This window comes from Nostoc sp. JL34 (assembly GCF_017114945.1).
In the GTDB taxonomy this organism is placed as follows: domain Bacteria; phylum Cyanobacteriota; class Cyanobacteriia; order Cyanobacteriales; family Nostocaceae; genus Nostoc.
The window spans coordinates 24,331-43,511 of the sequence record NZ_JABXKQ010000066.1; the positions used below are offsets into that span (position 1 = coordinate 24,331).

Genomic DNA, 19,181 nt, shown 5'->3' on the forward strand with positions numbered 1-19,181 from the left:
ATCTCTAGTGTATAAAAAGAAGCTGCGATCGCAGCTTCTTTTTATACTTTTTAAAAATATTTAGGTAAGCGGTAGCTTCAGTTAAATCCGAGAGTAGCGAAAACGAAGTCTGAGTAACCGAAGCCAGCGTAACCAGAATTGTGCAGGTTGTTCAAAGAATGTGAAAATATCACCGAAACCTAAATTAGTTCTGTGATGATGTAACCAGTGCCTCTCAGGAGTAGTAATAAATAGAATTTGGCATAAAATATTTACAGGCTTTGGAGTTTGCCAACCCAGTACACTTATGTGTCTCCACCATACATGTAACTGACCAAGCAGTAATCCAGAAATCACGCCAATCGGAGAAAAAGACCACAGGACTACTGCTATGAATACATAAGGCAAAGCTCCCAAGATACCATCTAAAAGAACCTGGGGATTAAAAGTCAAAATAGCGTAGTGGCGGAAGTCCTTCTTCCAGGAGTGGTGCGTTTTTAAATGAAGGCTACCAAAAACGTGCTCGGGTACGTGGTAAAAGAATGTAGATAGAAAATCACCAAAAAACAGTAATAACCAAGCAACAGCGATAGCCTCAAGCATTTGTACTCCTCAAGAATAGTTAAGAAAACTCCACAGAAAATATGCAAATGTCATGCTGTCGGCATAGACACCTAGTTTTTAGCTATGCAAGCAGCATCTGTGCGTCTCATGGGTCTACGCTCCAGTTAATTTGGCTCAAAGTATATGTAATTGGGTCAGTTGCAGTTTCATGAATCTCCGATCCTTAATGCAGTAAATGCAACTCGTAATAACCTCCAATTTGACTTCTAGCTCTGGGTTAATGGTAGCAATACATCTAAATTCCGACTGGAATACAGTACTATGTTGTAGCTACTACACAATCTTCTTACTAAGGCATACAGCGTAAGCAAAGGTTGAGTTAAAGTTAGTACAAATTTAGGTTAAGGCTTTCTTCAATATTGTGAATGATAAATTGATTGCAATTAAACAGAAATGACGAATCTAATTAAAATGATAAAAATAGGTATATAACAGATGTGATTCAAGAACTCATTCGAGCTTTGCTATTGACGAAATAAAACTATATTAGCCAAATATTTTATCTTAGTTAATTCTCAAAATATAAGCATTAAAATTTGGTTTAATTGGAAATGTAAAATTAATGGGTGGTAATTTTTTGTGATGATTGAGAGGAAAAATTTAGTGAAGGTGTGCTACGCCCGCCATCAGCGAGTGCAGCACACCGAAAACAAAATGACGTGATAACTATTATTGAGTTGCACGATGAGGAGTGAGAGACTGTTTCTCTGGTTCGGCTACTATCCTTATTCTGTCGTTGCTTTGAGCAAAGAATAATTTCTAACCCTTGTTTTTTAGTATTTTCGTAACAACCAATAGTATTGAAATAGCAAATATCTAATCGTGAGGGTTTAATCTATAGAGTCTAATCTATGATTACCACTTGTCAAGTTGAAAACCTGTGTCTAAATCTGCACCACCTTCTACTTTAGCTATGACTCTTCTATACTGGGGATTTTCACACCAAGTTTGAAAAGTCAGGTCAAGGCAAGGCTTGAATGAGTTCCCGAATCACATCTATTGCTGGTCTACCTGTCTGTTCACAATACTTTTCAAGGTTTTGAGCTTCATCTGATGTCAAGTTTAAGGTAATTCGCTTAAGCGCCCTTTTTTTACTAGAGGTTGTCAAACGGGGAAATTTAAGTGCAGCAGTTTTATTCATTGATTGATAGGCTAGATATATACAAACTTTCTTTATCAAGATTGCCAATTTCCAACTGTCTTTACCAGTGAAAATCGAGATTTTGAGATTGAACTTAAGCTTTAAGCCCCAAACATCTTACTGAAAACTCAGGGTATTAAATAACTGTTAATACACGTAATAAATCTGGCATTACTCAAGTCAAGAAGCTTTCGGCTGAAGAGTCAATGTCAGGAATGCCCCACATACCAGATTGTCTGTTGAGCAAGCGATGTTGAATTACCGAGACGAGTGGACTGCCAAAGGTGGTTTCATCAGTAGATATTTTGGTAATATACCTGTTTTAAATCCTCTGCAACATGAGATTATTCGTTTGTTATGGCTATCACCTCATATCTATAACAACCTAGTAGATAATTCCTTTTAATCAAAGGTGATTACACGAACAGTGAGTTAATACATGACTTTACAAAATTGGAGACGCAAGCGTGGTGTTGCACTTACTACCAAGGGGTTACAAAAAATTAAGGAAGCAAAGTATCAGTCAGAAGCAAAGGAAAATTTTGGAAACAGGTACACTCTTGAAGAAATGAGTGCCCGCTCTGGGTTATATTCTGCTACCATCTCGAAAGTATTGAATCGGGAAGGTGGAGTTGACAAACAGACTATTGAGAAGCTTTTTTCCGCTTTTCACTTAAAAATAGATAAAAGTGACTATTCAAGCTCAAATACTCGTCTAGATTGGGGTGAAGCTATCTTTAACTCAGTTTTTTATGGACGTATAGAAGAACTTAATACGCTAGAACAATGGATTCTCAATGAGCACTGCCAATTGGTCGCACTATTGGGAATAGGAGGCATTGGTAAAACCGCACTGTCTGTAAAGCTTGCTCAAAAAATTCAGGACAACTTTGAATATGTGATTTGGCGATCGCTCCGAGAAGCTCCACCTGTAAAAATTATTCTAGGTAATCTCATCCAATTTCTATCTGATGAACACCAAACAGAAGGTGACTTACCAGAAAGCTTTAGCGATAGGGTATCGCGACTATTATATTTTTTACAAAATAATCGCTGTTTGGTAATCCTTGATAATGCAGAGTCAATTCTTCGTAGTAGTAGCCGCGCCGGACTTTATCGAGAAGGATATGAGGAATATGCTGAGCTTTTAAGACGGGTAGGAGAAGCAACTCACCAAAGCTGCTTAGTGCTGACTAGTCGTGAAAAACCTAAAGAAATAGCACTATTGGAAGGACAAGCACAACCTGTTCGCTCATTACTACTGAGTGGCTTAAAAGTGGCAGAAGGGCAAGAAATCTTAAAACTCAAAGGGCTATCGGCGGCAGAGGATGAATGGAAAGTAATGATTGAACGTTATGCAGGCAATCCATTAGCCTTAAAGATAGTTGCCACGACCATCCAAGATATCTTTGATGGTAATATGACCGACTTTTTGCAACAAGAGACGGCTGTTTTTGGAGATATTCGCGATATTTTAGAGCAGCAGTTTGAGCGCTTGTCAGATTTAGAAAAAGACATAATGTACTGGCTAGCGATTAATCGGGAGTCAATTACACTCGCAGAATTGCGAGAAGATATCGTATCACCAGTACCACCAGCAAAATTACTAGAGGCTGTGGAATCTTTAGGAAGGCGATCGCTAATCGAGAAAGCTACATCTACGCTCATTGAAAAAACTGGATCACTTTTTACCCTCCAGCCTGTGGTTATAGAATATGTGACTAATAGCTTGATAGAACAGGTTTGTAAAGAGATTCTCACTCAGAATATTGATTTATTCAGAAGTAAAGCTTTGATCAAAGCAACGACAAAAGAATATGTTAGGGATACTCAAATTCGCCTTATTATAAAACCAGTTATAGATGGGCTGCTTACTGTCTTTAGAAGTAAAAAAACCTTAGAAAATCACTTAGCTCAAATTTTAGCAAATCTACGAGAGATATCTCCTCTAGAACAAAGTTATACGGCAGGAAATGTTTTTAACTTGCTTTGTCATTTAGAAACTGATCTCAACGGTTATGATTTTTCTTATCTAACTATTCTGCAAGCCGACTTGCAGAATGTAAAGTTGTATAATGCAAATTTTGCTCACGCCCATCTAGCTAAGTCTGTTTTTGTTGAAACCTTTGGTGGTATTTTTTCAGTAGCTTTTAGCCCTAATGGTAAACTTTTAGCTACTGGTGATACCAATGGAGAAATTCGCTTGTACGAAGTTGCTAATAGTCAGCAACTTATGACTTGTAAGGGTCATGCTGGTTGGGTTTGGTCAGTTTCCTTTAGTCCCGATGGTCAGGTTCTTGCTAGTGGCGGTAATGATCAAACAATAAAGCTGTGGGATGTCAGTACTGGTCAGTGTTTCAAAACTTTAGAAGGTCATAGTGGTGGAGTTCGTTCAGTCACTTTTAGTCCCGATGGTCAGGTTCTTGCTAGTGGCAGTGATGACCAAACAGTGAAGCTGTGGAATATCACTACAGGCAAATGTCTCAAAAGCTTACAGGAAGTTGGTTGTAGTGTATGGTCTGTTGCCTTCAGTCCAAAAGATTACATGTTGGCAAGTGGAAATGATGACTATACTGTAAGGCTGTGGGATATTAACAGCAGTTCATGTATTCACACCTTAGAGGGTCACACTCAGCGAGTATACTCAGTCACTTTCAGCCCTGACGGTAATACACTAGCTAGTGGGAGCCATGATCAAACAGTGAAACTTTGGGACATCAGTAGTGCTCAATGTTTTAAAACTTTGCAGGGGCATACTGACTTAGTACATTCAGTTACCTTTAGCCTAGATGGTAGTGCTCTTGTTAGTTGCGGTGATGACCAAACAGTTAGGGTATGGGATTTCGTTACTGGTGAATGCCTTAAAACTCTACAGGGACATAGAAGTAGGGTATGGTCGCTAGCGGTATGTATAAATAGCAATATATGTGCTAGTAGTAGTGATGACCAAACAGTAAAGTTATGGAATATCAGCACTGGTAAATGTATTAAGACTTTGCAGAGTTTCAACAATGGGATATGGTCAGTCGTTGTCAGCCCAGACGGTAAGATTATTGCTAGTGGTAGTTACGATCAAACAGTGACATTGTGGGATGCTACTACTGGTAAGTGTCTAAAAACTTTGAAGGGACATACTAATCGAGTTACATCAGTCACTTTCAGTGCTGATAGTCAAATCCTTGCCAGTGGCAGCGAAGATCGAACAATAAGAGTGTGGGATCTTAGTACTGGCCAATCTCTAAAAATTTTGAGGGGACATACTAATCGAGTTACATCAGTCACTTTCAGGGCCGATAGTCAAATTCTTGCCAGTGGCAGCGATGACCAAACAATAAAAGTGTGGGATATAAACACTGGTCAATGCCTCAATACTCTACGAGAACATAGTGGTAGAACATGGTCAATCACCTTCAGTCCTGACAGTCATACATTAGCCAGTGGTAGTCATGACCTAACAGTGAAACTCTGGGATGCCACTTTAGATCAATGCTTGAAGACTTTACAGGGTCATACAGAGTGGGTTTGGGCAGTTGGCTTCAGCTCAGATGGTCGGATACTAGCTAGCGGCAGTGGAGACCAAACTATAAAACTCTGGGATGTCAGTAGTGGTAAGTGTCTTAGAACTTTGGAAGGACATACTAATAGCGTATACTCAGTTGCCTTTAGTGCAGATGGTTGTATCCTAGCTAGTGGTAGTGGCGATCAAACAGTGAAGTTGTGGGATATTTGCACTGGTAGCTGCTTAAGAACTTTATCAGGACATACTAGGTGGGTTTGGTCGGTTGGCTTTAGTCCCGATGGTAAGACTGTGGTCAGTTGTAGTGAAGATGAGACAATTAAGATTTGGGATGTAGAAACAGGTGAATGCTTGAAAACTTTGAGAAGCAAAAGCCCTTATGAGGGAATGAATATCACTAGCATAACTGGGTTAACTGAGTCTCAAAAAGATACTTTAAAAGCTTTAGGAGCAATTGAGTATTAAATAAAGCTTAATACTAGAGTGATAATACATAATCAATCTGGATTGTAATCAACCGCTAATTCAGTTGGGGATTTTGCGTTTCAGTAGCGAAACTGCACCTAAAACGCTGTATGCTAATATCCCTAATTCAGGAGATGGTTCAGGCACTGGTACTGGCTTAAGTGCTGAGAATGCTAATTCTCCAATTAGTTTATGAGTAGTAGTTGTAGGATGAACTTCGTCCCAAAACAAAAATTTTTCAGGGTTACATAGAACTTGTTGTGTGGGAACATCTATGGGGACTACTGATAAGTCTTTGCTAATACAAGAGTTGGTCGCATTTGTAAAACCGAATTCATCTGGAGCAGCAATAATCCTATCAAATAAGGAATTAACATTCAGTTCTATAATGTTGATATCGGGACTTAATTGTTGCCTCAAAGATTTAAGTGTCGTGTTTAAGCTAGAGTTATGTGTGCTGCTGAATGTGTTGAATAAGTTAGAACGTTGACTATCGAAATTTGCAAAAGGCAATTTTCCCAAATCTGGCAAGTTGACCACCATGATATCTCTAGCGCCATCAGTAACAAGCGATGTCAATGCTGCTGATAAATTTCCCACTGTATTGGTAGGATTGGGATCACCATCGAAAAAGTAACTTAGATAGTCATTAGTACCAGCCCAAATAATATATAGAGCATTAGGATCAGCGGCTTTATTTGCTGATACAAAACTATTTATCTCTTGCTGCAATCCTGGTAAGCCAGGTAAACCAATATTCTCTGCTCCTGTAGTCGCACCACCAAAAGCAAAGTTATTTTTCAGATTTAATGTTAATCCTAGATCAGAGGCAAGATAATCAATCCAAATTGGGCCATTAGAAAAACGCCCATTAGAGTAGGTTGGACTTGGAGGAATGATTCCGTTAGTGGCATTAAATACATTACCAGTATCAGAAAAACTGTCTCCAAAGACGTAAATATTGTCATAATTCTTTGCTAATACTTTGAGTGGAAATATCACAGATAACAGCAAAAATCCTGTTGTTATAACTTGTCTTTGCACAGTTAATTCCCTAATCTAGTTTTAACCTTGTAAAAATTTCCTTAAAAAGAAATTTCACTCTTTTCTTGAGAGCTTTTTTTTGCTGATTTAGAGCTTTCAAGAGGGTCAGAACCTAGCGCTACATTGCCCCAGCGCATCACGTTTGCAGCAATAGCACCAGCTGCACCGAAGCCATAGACGAGAACCAGATCATTTTCGCGAATCTTGCCCAATTTTGCAGCATAGTACATATTGACCACAGTAAGTACTGGCCCAATGTTTGCATATTTAGAATAGAGATTGATCGTCCGTTCTGGGTCAATGCCCAGAACGCGGATGCAGAAGCTTGCAAACCAAGCAGTAGATGTATTGAAAATAAAAAAGTCTATTTGCTTGAGTGTAACACCGGCCGCGACCATAGCACCCTCACAGCATGTACGCAGAAACCCCACGGCTGTTTCACGAGTCACCTTGTTCGCTTCTTTGCATAGCTTCATGCGAAGCTGTGGATTGCCTTGCGCGTCCGTCGTCAGTTTAGGAAAAACTACATTACACAACTCACCAGCATGAATGGTCTTTGTGCCAAGGATTCCCTGATTCAATTCTAGTGAACCAACCACGAAAGCTCCGGCACCATCACTAAGGAACCATGACATAGTATCGTCCTCGTCGAAAAAGCGAGAGTATGTACATGAGATAACTACCAACACGTTACGGTACTCTCCTGCTCTTACCAGGGCACAGGCGGTTTGAAGCGCAATAGGTGTACTGCCGCATGTTGCATCAAGATTCCATGCAGCACCTTCTAGGCTAAGTTGACGGGCAAGGAAAGCTGCATCACCAAGTCCGATTTGTTCAGGCCATACAGAAGCGACAATCATGAGATCAACGTCTTTGGCGGAGAGCTTCGCTGCTTCGAGGGCATCCCTTGCTGCGCGTTCCTCTAAGGTCAGTGAAGACTCACCACTACCAAGTACCCATCGCTCAACAGTGCCACGAAAGGGGTCTGACAGATATGGCATCATTTCTAAGTCAAACTCGTTGCTGGGAGTGGAGCCTGCGAGCGAAAACATCCTCGCCAAGCTTTTTTGCTCTGCTTGAGCAATTAACTCAGGGTATTTTTCTCTATAATAATCGTTAGTCCGTCTAACACTCGGAAAACTCAGTGCAATTGAGCGAATACCTACTGGGTAATCTACCATAACTTATCTCCTCTCAATAATTCGTAGCACCTTGCCAAATCAGACTATCGAGACGGTTTCCTATTGGTGCAGGGCTGGTAGATTCGATGAGTACATCAACAACAAACGGACTAGGCGATGTCATAGCTTTCTCTAGCGCCGCTTGAATGTCGTACTCCCTTTCAATACGGATACCATCAGCTCCCATCCCTTGAGCAACCTTGGCGAAATCCACCTGGGGAATCGTTGCATCTACGCCCTGGAAGCCTAGATACATCATCCCATGTTCGCACATATTGTAGCGCCCGTCGTTGAGTACAACCCAGACGGCAGGAGCTTGATATTTGACCGCAGTGTTTACCTCATTAAGCATGAGCATAGCACCATCTCCAACAATGGCGACGGCTTTACCTCGGCGTGCTAACGCAGCACCAACGACACCAGTGGTAGTATGACCCATAGCCGCAAACCCTGTGCTGGCACGAAAACGTCCTGGTTTTGCAAATTGCAGTAAGTTAATTGCCCAAGCAAATGAGTTTCCACCCTCAGCCATCACCAATGCATCACTTCCTTCAACGATTAACTGTTGAATTACATTCATCAATATATTGGGTAGGACTCGATCACCCATGCGTCGATGAACGACATTATGTACGGGTCTCGGTAGTGACAGGGGTGTTGACAGACTAAGACCCTCTGGAAAACATCTCAGTAGCGCCTTCACAAAAAGTCTCACATCGGAGTGCACGGCAAACGTCTCAACAGATGGATATGCGGTTCCTGGTACCTTTGGGTCTATGTCAACATGCAAAAAGCCGCGCCTGGGGATCATCACAGGGTTCCAGAATGAGGTAAATTCACCAAGGCGTGTTCCTAGCACCAGCACGCGTCTTGGACGCTGCTCCTGCATGTACCTCAAAACCGACTCATGCCCACCAAAGCCGGTGACGCCTACAAACTGAGGATGGTCTTCAGGAAAGATGCCCTTACCTCGCGGTGAGCACATTACGGCAGCCCCTGTCTTCTCGGCAAGCTGGCGAATCTCTTTTGCAGCACCCCGTGCCCCGAAACCAACCCAAATGGCAAACGGCCCCTCAGAGAGTAACCGGACACATTCTGCGATTGTTTCCTCAGTTACTGTTGCTACACTGTGAGACAGAGTTACTCGTGGCAATGATGTTTTTAGTGAACTTGTCTGGATATTTGTAGGAATACTTATATGAGCTACGAATCCTCCTGGTTGTTCTAGTCCAAGGGCAAGCCTTCGAGAAACCTCTGTGAGTTCATCGCTGGATTCGAGGGTTGTTGCATAATGGAATATTTGCCCCGAAGTGAAAATACCTGCGCTCGGCATTGTGTAGGTGCTAGTTTCTTGGCAAGCCCACCGGCCCCGCTGTGGTGCTGAGGTGGAAGCTGACACGAAAATCACCTTAGCACCCTCCCAACGGGCAGCTAACAACCCTGTCAAAGCATTGGTGATCCCCGGCCCTGTAGTAGTGAATACCACAACTGGGCGATCGCTAGCAAAATACGCCTCAATCGCTGCAAAAGCTGCGCCAGCTTCGTGGCGAAAGTGCAGCACCTGGATGGAACTTTGGTGTAACGCAGCCCACACTGGGGCGAGCGCGCCTCCAGATACACCAAAGGCATACTGCACTCCCATATCTCCCAGGATTTTTACCACTGCCTCTGCTACCGAAAAAGTTACAGATGGCTTGCTATCAAGTAACCGTTTAGTTGAATTTGATTGTTCAGTGGTATTTGCTTGTGTATCCTGAAACTTAACATCCATACAAACTATACTTAGGAATGATTTCCCCTGTGGGATAATATTATCCCACACGCTAAACCTAGCAATATCAATTTTTTTGGATAACGCCCATATAACTTCGGTTAGCACTGCTCTCTAACGCAGGTGGTAACGGGAAAACGACCCTCGCGGTTCACCTTGGCAATTTTTTAGCAGCCGATAAGTTCCGCGTTGCTCTGATCTAGAAGGTTCAGAGACTTCAAGAACAGCGGATGTAGCAATGCCTGCGGCGGCCTGCGCCAACGCAGATGGGTGAACCCATATTTTAGTTTGTGAAAACTGAACACTATTAATCAAGCTCTGGAGTATAAAAAAGTGATTGAACTAAATCAATATAAGGCTTTAACATTTGATTGTTACGGAACCCTGATTGATTGGGAAAATGGCATCTTGGGGGTGCTAAAGCCACTGCTGCTGACACACAACACTAATTTAGATGACAAGCAAATTCTCGAAATTTTTGCTGAGTTTGAAGCAGAACTTGAAAAAGGAGAATATATCAAATATCGAGAAGTTTTGAAGAGAGTAGTCCAGAAATTTGGTGAGCGATTTGGCTTTGAGCCAACTGCTGACGAACTCAATTTACTTGCGGATTCTATTCAGTATTGGCTGCCTTTCCCCGACACAGTTGAGGCACTTAGAGTTTTAAAGCAAAAGTTTAAGCTGGCAATTATCTCAAATGTAGATGACGATCTCTTTGCTTTCTCCGCAAAGCACTTGGAGGTAAAATTTGACCAGATAATCACAGCAGAACAGGCAAAAAGCTACAAACCTTCTTTAAACAACTTCAGACTGGCTATTAAGAGAATTGATTTGCCGCTAAAGCAGATATTACACGTTGCTGCTAGTGTATATCACGATATCGTTACAGCCAAATCTCTGGGACTATCAACAGTTTGGGTAAACCGGAGAGCAGACTCAAAATTAAATACCACAGAGTCGGCAGTAAGTCAACCAGACTTAGAAGCACCTGATTTAAAAACTCTCGCTGCTTTGAGTTCACCGAAACAATACTGAGCAATAAGTGCTGAGTTTCCAAGACTGTTTCCATAAGGATCTCTCGTTAGAAAATGAAATAGGGATTGCAACATAGATTCATTCTGTCTTACTCTAGAAAAGCTACTATGCCAGTTTGAAAGCGACGCATAAGGAACGGGTGACGCTCGTACCAACGCTTTGCTTCTGGCTCCCCAGGATCAAGCGCCCTGCCGTTGAAGGAGGCAAGAGGCAGAAAACAGCAGGCAAAAGGAGCACTTCTAGTTGGGAATTCAACCCCGGATAATTTGGAACCACTGACAAATCTGTACCCTGTGGGAAGCTGACGCAACAGTGGTAGTCTTAAACCGCAAGCTCGCTAGCGATCGCTTTACTGAAGCAGAGAGCAGTTTTCCGTAAGCTCGAACTGCTTTTCTGGATAAACTTGTTTAATAAAACACTTTGATAGCCTAAAACGATGAAAGCATCTGCTAATTTCGACTTTGAAGACGATAAATTCAATGCACCGCCTTCTCAAGTCATCCCTTGGTGTCAGATGATTAATCCTCGGTATGGCACAGATGGTATGCAATCCCACGGTTTGGCGATTAAGCTAGATAATGCTAATGCTGTCGGCTTTGTGCCAGATGATAATTGGCAGCAAGTGGAGCATGAATTTAGCTCTGGAGTCGAAACGGTCTTTATTAGCACTACCCCACACTTGGTTTTAGTGCGTCGGGGGCCATTGTCTGTCAAAGACCGGGAAAGTGGTCTAAAACTGGGTACACTCAAAGAGAATTATGATGCTTTTTTAGCAGACAAACTTAAATTTAAAACCTTTACTCGCTATCTAATTTTTATAGTGGGTGAGAATAAAAAGTTTTTACATGAATCACCATTACAACTAACTCTTAATGGTGCCGCAGGAGCGAGTTTCAGCAAAACCTACAGTGAAAATCAACAAGGCAAAGTAGTTAGTGGATTCGTTGCTGAACTAGAAAAAGCTTATGCTGTATACCGCAAGCAACCCTTGACACCAAAAGGCCCTTTATTCCATGCTCACGGGATTTTCTGCCCCATAATTGAGTGTGAAGAAAGAGGTATTGAACCAAATACAGTTTTAGTAGCTTCAACTGTGGACTACAAACATCCTACGGTAGGGACTTTAACACAATACTTAATTGCTTCCGATTCTCTTGAGTCTGCAATGATTTGTAAGACTTTTGAAGAATACAAAGATTTTGGGAAGGAACCTGTAAAATCAGAAACACCTAAATTGGCAATGGCAGGAGTTTCCAACTCTTACGTTTATGCTGATGAAGATGATTTTGCTTATCCGCCGTATTAGGTGGGATTGGGGATTGGGGATTGGGGATTGGGGAGTAGAGGGGAAAGAAAGAGGTAATTTTAATTCTCCCCCTTGCTCCCTGCCCCCTGCCCCTCTGCCTCTTCTGCCTCTTCTGCCCAATAACTATTCTTTGAGCAGCAAATAATATAGTGAACCATTACCGCCTGTGATGCCAGCGCGATCGCCTGCTAGTTTACCAGACCCCATGAAATAATCCACCCGTCCCGGGCCTTTGATGGCACTTCCGGTATCCTGATCAAGCACAAAGCGGCTGACGGTACGATTCTCTAGTTTGCCACCACTGGCAGGATAGGGAAATGAGTTGTAAATCAGTGCTAGCGCTCCCGGTGGCATGAGAGACTTATCTGTAGCAATGGATCGCTCTGCTGTCACTGGCACATGAATACTGCCTCTAGCTCCGGTACCGCCAGTTTCTTGGAAGAAAATAAATCGTTCCCAGCGCGGCAGATAATTGTTCAACTCCTGCGGCTTTCCTCGGAAGTAACTAATCATCCGTGGCATAGTCAATCCTGACAGTGGCAGTTTGCCATCTTTCGCTAGTTCTTTGCCGATGCTAGTCCAAGGGTAATCAGTTCCACCTGCATAGCCAACTGATGTTGTTTTGCCATTAGTTAATTTAATTTGGGCAGAACCTTGGATATGTACCATGTATGCGTCAAAGCGATCGCGAAACCAAAGCAGTTCTAAACCGCGCAACTTGCTCTTATTCCCTTTTAAACCATCCTTCCCTTCCAAATCAATTCGTTTTGGGTGGGGTTTAGTCCATTGGCTGAAATCAGGTGGTAGCCGATAAAGAGGATACTTGTATACTGAAGTTCTGACCCGGCTAGCGGTGTAAACAGGTTCGTAGTAAGCAGTGAATTTAACAGTACCCTTGCCATCGTTGCCCACAGACTGGTAGAAGACAAACTCACGGCGGACAGCGGCTTGTAGTTGCGCTGGTGACTTAGAACTGACAACCAGTTGGCGGAAACGCAGCAAACTCCGACGGACGCGATCGAGAGTGATTTCCTTAACTGGATAATTTTGATATGCTGCGATCGCCTCACCCTTTGTTAGGTAAAGCAGACTGTTATCAATGGAAGCCAACAACGCATTGCGATCGCCTGTTTTACCTCTTTGACCCCAAATTTGCTCATCCCAACCCAAGCAACTCTGCCGGAGCGCACAATCGCTTCCTATGGCGATTGGTTTTAGCGGCGGCGTGATTTCAGGAGTGATTGGTACTGGCAAAGGCGGGAGATCAGGAGAAGTCGGTACTGGCAACGGCAGTAAGTTAGGAACCTGAGCAACAGCCGACCAGAGAGGGTTTACGAGGGCAATTCCTAGACTCAAGGAAAGCAAAGCAAGGGTTTTTCTCATCATTTAGTTGAATCTTTCAACACTGGAACTAAAAATGGGTTCTACCCGGATTGCCACGATCCGAGAAGGGCGTACTACCATATATTCCCCTTGAATATTTTTGATCGGCACGCTAATAAAGTCATTAGAAGCAGATTTTGGCACAAGTTCGCCGCTATACCATTTCTGAAACTCTTGAATAGTAGGAAAACGTACTTCTTCTCGGTGGCCGCTTTCCAGTAGGATGTATACGGCATATTCATTTGCGGTTCTAGCCATAAAGTTGAATCATTTAAAAAAACATTCAACCCATTGTTAACCACGTAACCCCCGAATGAAAAGGGTAAGCATACGGGAGGTTAAGAGCAGGGGAGCAGGGGAAGCAGGGAAAAAAAACTATTGATTATTGCCCAGTCCCTAGTCCCCAGTCCCAAATCCCCAATCTCCAATGACTCTTCACTTTAGACGCCTAATCCTTTAACCAGTTCCTTAAAAAGTGTAACTTTACATTAGCTCTTGCATAACTCTCCAATCAACCTCTGATAACTCATTGCAATCGTTGAACAACAGTTATTCAGGAAGCGAAAATTATGAAACTTTACTATCGTGGTCTGAGCTATGAATACGATCTAAACAAAGTTAGCAGCAAAAAAACAGAACAGCCATTTCGACCAGTTCCTCAGATTGGGCCAGCTTATAATCTGATGTACCGTGGTGTTAACTATCATGTTGATCCAAATTCTAAATCGGCTCAAGTTCCTCTACCAGTAGCTTATAAATTGAGCTTTCGGGGAATCACTTACTTTGTAAATAAAACTCCACTAGGAGAAGTTAGCGCAGTCTCTCAACCAACAACTACTTCAAAAGTTGAGGTACTGCCGATTTCTGAGGAATTAAAGCTTCAACAATAATATGGCTGCAAGCCGATTTTGAGTCTACTGAGTCATAAACTTATAGCACAATCCTCAAACCTTGAGATTTTAGCATTACCTACCTACTTTCTGTCTCAACAAACCTTGCTAAAGCTGGTAGTTGTGCCAAGATTAATTTGAGGACTTAAGGCTTGTGACACAATGTTAGGACAATTATTAGATGGACGTTACCAAGTCCTCCAAGTTTTAGGTGGAGGTGGATTCGGTCAAACCTACATAGCCCAAGATACTCATCGGCCAGGTTTCCCGAAATGCGTTGTCAAACACCTTAAGCCCGTCACTCGTAGCCCTGAATTTCTCGAAACTGCTAGACGGCTATTTAGCAGTGAGGCAGAAACACTAGAACAACTGGGCAACCATGACCAAATTCCTCGGCTTTTAGCCTATTTTGAAGACAACCAAGAGTTCTTCTTGGTACAAGAGTTCATTGAAGGGCATACTCTGAAAGCGGAACTGTTCCCTAATCAACCTTGGACAGAAGATCGAGTAATTGAACTTCTCCAACAGGTTTTGGGTATTCTGCAATTTATTCACAGCCACAACGTTATCCATCGAGATATCAAGCCGGACAATATAATCAGGCGGCAACAAGATGGCAAGTTAGTTCTGATTGACTTTGGTGCTGTCAAACAAGTCCAAACTCAACTGCTGACAATTCCAGGGCACACGGGGGCTACTATTATTATTGGCACCCCAGGATATATGTCTACAGAACAGGGGCAAGGTAAGCCCCGCCCCAATAGCGATATTTATTCTTTGGGGATTATTGGTATTCAATCACTAACGGGGCTACATCCTATAAACTTTGAGGAAGACCCAGATACAGGAGAAATTTCTTGGCAGCATCAAGCTAACGTCAGTTCTGAGTTGGCATCTGTGCTATCTAAGATGGTGCTACACCACTTTAAACAGCGCTATCAGTCTGCGGGTGAAGTTCTCCAGGTGCTTAAGCATCTCGATACTAAAGTTGAAGCGCAATCACTTCAACTACTATCTTTTACACAACCGTCTCAAGCTTCACTTTCTCAACAAAACTCAATTGGGTATCCGCCTGCTTTTATCCTGTCTGCGGAAAATTACAACCGCTTGGAAACGATTCTTTTAGAATTTGTCGGCCCAGTTGCCTCAAGATTACTACGACAAGTTGCAGCATCAGCGCTCAATTTTGAAGAATTAATTAGTCAATTGGCCTTTCATCTTCGAGGAAATCAACAAATTGATTTTAAGAAGAAAACAATGTTTCTCTTAGAGAAACCTACTCTACTACAAGAATTCACTACTAAGTCGGAAATTAAGTTAAATAATTTACCAAGCCTAGAACCTCAAGTAATCAGTGATAGCTTTGTGCATCAGTGTGAATGGGAATTAGCTAATTTAATTGGGCCAATAGCTAAGTTTCTAGTCCAAAAAGCTGTTAAATCTTCTGGACAAATTTCTCGTGCAGAATTTGTGAAAATTTTAGCATCACAAATTCCCGAACCTCAGAAAGCTTTACAATTTCAGCAACGCCTCCTCTCTTGATTTTTTAACTTACGACTCCTTGATAATCCCAAATATAAAATAGTATTAGTTTTGGTTATTCAGCATCTCCATAGCTATTCTTAAGCTAGCTTTCATCCGATTAAATGCTTCTGCTAAACCGCCAATTTCATCATTGGAACTTTCTTCAAAATCAGCGCTCATATCACCAATGCTAACTTTTTGGGCTATTTTTTCTATTTTTCTGATCCGCTGAATTACATATTTTTTGATTAAGAAGTTAATTAAGAAAACTACGATCGCAAAAATAGTAATTAAAAGTCCCATTATCAATATCCAAGTCCGTTTTGCATTGGCAAAAATATCTTCAGAAGGAACAGAGATTATTTGGGCAGAAACAATCTGATTGAGTTGCCAGCCAAAACCATTTTCCGAACCATAATTTACCAACTGAGTCTTAGGAGCCTGATCTGGTGTAGAATGACATCGCAGACATTTCTGTTGTGTAATTTTTAGTGGTCGCGCAATGTAAAATACTTCGCTTTCTGACAAGTTACGAAAGCCTGTAATTTCTATAGTCTTGGGTTCGTTGCGAAAACGCTCGACAAGTTTAGTTTCAAAATTATCAGCTTTATCCGCTAAATTAGTTGGATTAAGTGTTGCATCTTTATGAAAAAAGTTTTTAAATTCCGGCTTTTTCCGAAAATTCTCAAAAACCTCTTTAGAGGAAAAAGTTGGTACTACTTCAGGCATGAATGTTGGGTTAGTATCTAGTCTAGGTTCTAATAGGGGATCTATGCGATTTTGTGTATAATCTCTAACTGCGTTCACCATTTGGATCAAAATCTGCGCTTGAGAAGTTACTTCATTTTGCGCTCTCCCCTGAAGTACACTGGATAAGGCAATGCCACTTCCTAAAATACTGACTATGAAAACTAATATTAAAAGTAAGTTAAATTTAGCACCTATTTTTAAGTTTTTTAACGTAATGTTGTTCAACATAACCTAAGCAAGGAAGGTGGTATCTGAGTTTGTCTAATATTTATTTATACCTGTTAGAAAGCATCTCAACAATATTTAAATAAATATTAATTGTTTGCTGTAATATAACCTACTTAGGTAGCAGTCTAACTTATCTCAATTAGTCCTGAAAGCCAAGTTACTTTCTTAACCATAATAAGTGATGTTTTTGCGATTTCCCCGTCGTTTATTTCTGTTTAATCTGCTAGGTTTGACATTTGCTGCTTGCCAACCACGAAAAGAGTTTGAGGGCGCGTTAACTATTGGTGTTATCAACTATGGTGGAGGCGAACAGATAATTAACCAATATGCTAAATTTAATAACTACTTGGGTGAAAAGACAAATGCATATATTCAGCTAGAGCCTGCTTTTAACGAAAATAGAGCGGTTGAGCGCCTTGAGGCTCGTGCTTGGTCATTGGTATTTGCTCCACCTGGTTTAGCGGCTATTGCGATCGCACGCTACCAATATATTCCCCTATTTCCTTTAATAGGGATTAATAATTTGCGTTCAATTTTCGTTGTTCGCAAAGAAAGTCCAATAACCGACTTGAAACAGTTACAAGGTCAAATAGTGGCTTTAGGTCAGTTAGGTTCAGCAACAGGATATTATTTTCCTCTTTACAATCTTTATGGTACAACACTAGCTGACATCCTGTTTGCACCCACACCTAAAGCCGCACTGGAATCGGTCGCACAAGGAAAAGCGATCGCCTGTGCTGTCTCGGAGGCGGAATTGAGTCTCTACGGTTCCCAGTTGGCCCCAACTGAATTCCGCGTACTATTTAAAGACCCTCACTATGTACCATTAGGTGTGGTTTTGATTGGGCCAAATGTAGAACGTAATCGTCAAGAGTTTATCCGCAAAGTGATGAGTGATTCGCCTTCAGGTTTAGCTCAAGAAGTGGGGTATGTACCCAATGGACAAGTACCAGATTACAAATACATGATTTCTGTGGTTGATCGGGTAAGCTCGATTAGTTCCAAACTGCAAACTAAACCTGTTCGTTTATTTTAATCAACTTGAAGTATTACTCTAAGTATTCTAAACATTATTCACATCCCCTTACCTGTACTCTCAGAGGTTGTTTGAAAAGTTGTAAAGTATACTCAAAACCCCGCTTCCATTCCTCTCCCCGAAAGGTCAAGAGGCTTTGAAACCCCCCTTCCCTTGTAGGGAATGGGGGCTGGGGGGTTAGGTTTTCGAGGCTTAGATGTTACCAATAGATCAGGATAGAAAGAAATAATTCCAAAAAACTCTAAACATAAAAAGCTCTGAATAGCAAGTCTAAAAATAGAGTTTGCAGTTTCAGAGCCTCAATGAGGCGACTCTCACGAATGTTTTAGGAGTGCTAGAGTTGGATTTTTGGTAAATAATATTATCTTGCTCAAAAAAACAATTTGAATCGTGCTAGCTGATTTTCAATCGTTCCTGTCAGAATTTTATTCAGTTCTGTGGTGTCTTGGAATTGCAAAATTTGCTGTGTGGGTAAGTCGAAGGAAAATTGCCCTTCAAATTCTGGGCGTTGCATTTGCGCTAGTAAAATCTGTTCAGACCGCTTACTTTGGATAGCATAGCCAATCTCAATACAGACACTTGGACTGGGAATTAATTGGGGGGTTTCTTTACCATCAATACTAGCAATGGGCGTGGTATCAGCGATAAATAACAAACTCTTACGGATTTTTCGCAGGATCGTGCGGTTAATTCGTAGAGGCGCACCACTGGGACGAGAGGATTCTATTAATGTTAGGGGAAGGCGCGATCGCAAGTTCAAACTATCCAAACTTTTTCGCAGTTCTTCTTTAAGAACATTTCTCGCTGCGGCATACTCAGTTTGATATGATAAAAAAATCGTTGGTTCTAACTGAGCCAACACCGCCTGCTTGGTGAAATAAATTTCATGACTAATTAAGTCAATATTAGAGACGCAATAACCACCACTACCTTCAATATAAAATTCAATATTTTCCCCTTCCAGATAGCGCCCAAACCAAGTTGATTTCTTAACCTCATCACTCTCTTCCAAAAAGTCTGCTCGCAATGCTGATTTCAGCAGACTTTTTTTGCTTAAGCGAATGTCTGGCGGACGTTTTTCCAGTTCTGGAATCGGCTCATAATCCTGTAGATACCACGCTCTGAGCGCAATAATTGACATAAGGCGCTATTTAAACTGTTTCTCGCTATTCAACTTAGTATAATCTTACACCCAGAGGAGTCACAATTTCAGACTTCTCTTTAAACACAACAACACCCAAACCTCTACTCGCTGAACTATCTCCTCTCCTTGTTTATCCGAGTCGGGGATGTACTAACTTTCATCG

17 protein-coding genes are annotated in these 19,181 nt (G+C 41.6%); 8 read left to right on the forward strand and 9 right to left on the reverse strand.

Features of this window, described 5'->3' with window-relative positions; all coding sequences use genetic code 11:
* Positions 1-81: 81 nt before the first annotated feature.
* Together HWQ44_RS13705 and HWQ44_RS13710 are read right to left on the reverse strand one after the other, a co-directional pair.
* Positions 82-582 carry a fatty acid hydroxylase gene (locus tag HWQ44_RS13705; RefSeq protein WP_292719349.1) on the reverse strand — a complete coding sequence of 167 codons (501 nt, stop codon included), beginning with the start codon at positions 580-582 and terminating at the stop codon, positions 82-84.
* A 982-nt stretch (positions 583-1,564) separates the two neighbouring features.
* Positions 1,565-1,744, reverse strand: coding sequence for a CopG family transcriptional regulator (locus HWQ44_RS13710; protein WP_292719351.1), 180 nt, complete (start codon positions 1,742-1,744; stop codon positions 1,565-1,567).
* Between the two features lie 232 nt (positions 1,745-1,976).
* On the opposite strand from HWQ44_RS13710, the gene HWQ44_RS13715 reads away from it, so the two are divergent.
* Positions 1,977-2,150, forward strand: a complete 174-nt coding sequence (locus HWQ44_RS13715) for a hypothetical protein (protein ID WP_292719353.1) — start codon at positions 1,977-1,979, stop codon at positions 2,148-2,150.
* Between the two features lie 33 nt (positions 2,151-2,183).
* Positions 2,184-5,726 (forward strand): NB-ARC domain-containing protein, encoded by a 3,543-nt coding sequence (locus HWQ44_RS13720; protein WP_292719355.1) that lies wholly within the window; start codon positions 2,184-2,186, stop codon positions 5,724-5,726.
* Positions 5,727-5,786: 60 nt separating this feature from the next.
* On the opposite strand, the gene HWQ44_RS13725 is transcribed toward HWQ44_RS13720, so the two are convergent.
* The 3 genes from HWQ44_RS13725 to HWQ44_RS13735 are packed head-to-tail and all read right to left on the reverse strand — an operon-like array spanning position 5,787 to position 9,722.
* On the reverse strand, positions 5,787-6,770 hold the full coding sequence (locus HWQ44_RS13725) for an SGNH/GDSL hydrolase family protein (RefSeq protein WP_292719357.1): 984 nt from the start codon (positions 6,768-6,770) through the stop codon (positions 5,787-5,789).
* A gap of 41 nt (positions 6,771-6,811) precedes the next feature.
* The gene (locus HWQ44_RS13730) at positions 6,812-7,951 is read right to left on the reverse strand and encodes a 3-oxoacyl-[acyl-carrier-protein] synthase III C-terminal domain-containing protein (RefSeq protein ID WP_292719359.1); all 1,140 of its coding nucleotides are present in this window, start codon (positions 7,949-7,951) and stop codon (positions 6,812-6,814) included.
* 13 nt (positions 7,952-7,964) lie between these two features.
* Positions 7,965-9,722 carry a ScyA-related TPP-binding enzyme gene (locus HWQ44_RS13735; protein ID WP_292719361.1) on the reverse strand — a complete coding sequence of 586 codons (1,758 nt, stop codon included), beginning with the start codon at positions 9,720-9,722 and terminating at the stop codon, positions 7,965-7,967.
* Between the two features lie 107 nt (positions 9,723-9,829).
* On the opposite strand from HWQ44_RS13735, the gene HWQ44_RS13740 reads away from it, so the two are divergent.
* The 3 genes from HWQ44_RS13740 to HWQ44_RS13750 all read left to right on the forward strand — a co-directional run bounded on the left by HWQ44_RS13740 (position 9,830) and on the right by HWQ44_RS13750 (position 12,063).
* Positions 9,830-9,925 (forward strand): hypothetical protein, encoded by a 96-nt coding sequence (locus HWQ44_RS13740; protein ID WP_292719520.1) that lies wholly within the window; start codon positions 9,830-9,832, stop codon positions 9,923-9,925.
* A gap of 130 nt (positions 9,926-10,055) precedes the next feature.
* Complete coding sequence (locus HWQ44_RS13745; protein WP_292719363.1) at positions 10,056-10,757, forward strand: haloacid dehalogenase type II; 702 nt, start codon at positions 10,056-10,058, stop codon at positions 10,755-10,757.
* A gap of 436 nt (positions 10,758-11,193) precedes the next feature.
* The gene (locus HWQ44_RS13750) at positions 11,194-12,063 is read left to right on the forward strand and encodes a DUF5895 domain-containing protein (RefSeq protein WP_292719365.1); all 870 of its coding nucleotides are present in this window, start codon (positions 11,194-11,196) and stop codon (positions 12,061-12,063) included.
* Between the two features lie 123 nt (positions 12,064-12,186).
* Here the strand turns inward: HWQ44_RS13750 and HWQ44_RS13755 are convergent, their stop codons facing one another.
* Positions 12,187-13,446: a murein transglycosylase A gene (locus HWQ44_RS13755; RefSeq protein ID WP_292719522.1), complete on the reverse strand. Its 1,260-nt coding sequence runs from the start codon at positions 13,444-13,446 to the stop codon at positions 12,187-12,189.
* Positions 13,447-13,449: 3 nt separating this feature from the next.
* Positions 13,450-13,704 (reverse strand): hypothetical protein, encoded by a 255-nt coding sequence (locus tag HWQ44_RS13760; protein ID WP_094348386.1) that lies wholly within the window; start codon positions 13,702-13,704, stop codon positions 13,450-13,452.
* Positions 13,705-14,015: 311 nt separating this feature from the next.
* Here HWQ44_RS13760 and HWQ44_RS13765 point away from each other — a divergent pair, with 311 nt between their 5' ends.
* Entirely contained in the window at positions 14,016-14,336 is a 321-nt protein-coding gene (locus tag HWQ44_RS13765; RefSeq protein ID WP_292719367.1) for a DUF4278 domain-containing protein, read from the forward strand.
* Positions 14,337-14,498: 162 nt separating this feature from the next.
* Entirely contained in the window at positions 14,499-15,878 is a 1,380-nt protein-coding gene (locus HWQ44_RS13770) for a serine/threonine-protein kinase (RefSeq protein WP_292719369.1), read from the forward strand.
* Between the two features lie 45 nt (positions 15,879-15,923).
* Here HWQ44_RS13770 and HWQ44_RS13775 read toward each other — a convergent pair whose 3' ends face one another.
* Positions 15,924-16,838, reverse strand: a complete 915-nt coding sequence (locus HWQ44_RS13775) for a DUF3365 domain-containing protein (protein WP_292719371.1) — start codon at positions 16,836-16,838, stop codon at positions 15,924-15,926.
* 181 nt (positions 16,839-17,019) lie between these two features.
* On the opposite strand from HWQ44_RS13775, the gene HWQ44_RS13780 reads away from it, so the two are divergent.
* A complete protein-coding gene (locus HWQ44_RS13780; RefSeq protein ID WP_292719373.1) occupies positions 17,020-17,874 on the forward strand; it encodes a PhnD/SsuA/transferrin family substrate-binding protein in 855 nt (284 codons plus the stop codon).
* A gap of 370 nt (positions 17,875-18,244) precedes the next feature.
* Here the strand turns inward: HWQ44_RS13780 and HWQ44_RS13785 are convergent, their stop codons facing one another.
* Positions 18,245-19,015, reverse strand: coding sequence for a hypothetical protein (locus HWQ44_RS13785; RefSeq protein WP_292719375.1), 771 nt, complete (start codon positions 19,013-19,015; stop codon positions 18,245-18,247).
* Positions 19,016-19,181 lie beyond the last annotated feature (166 nt).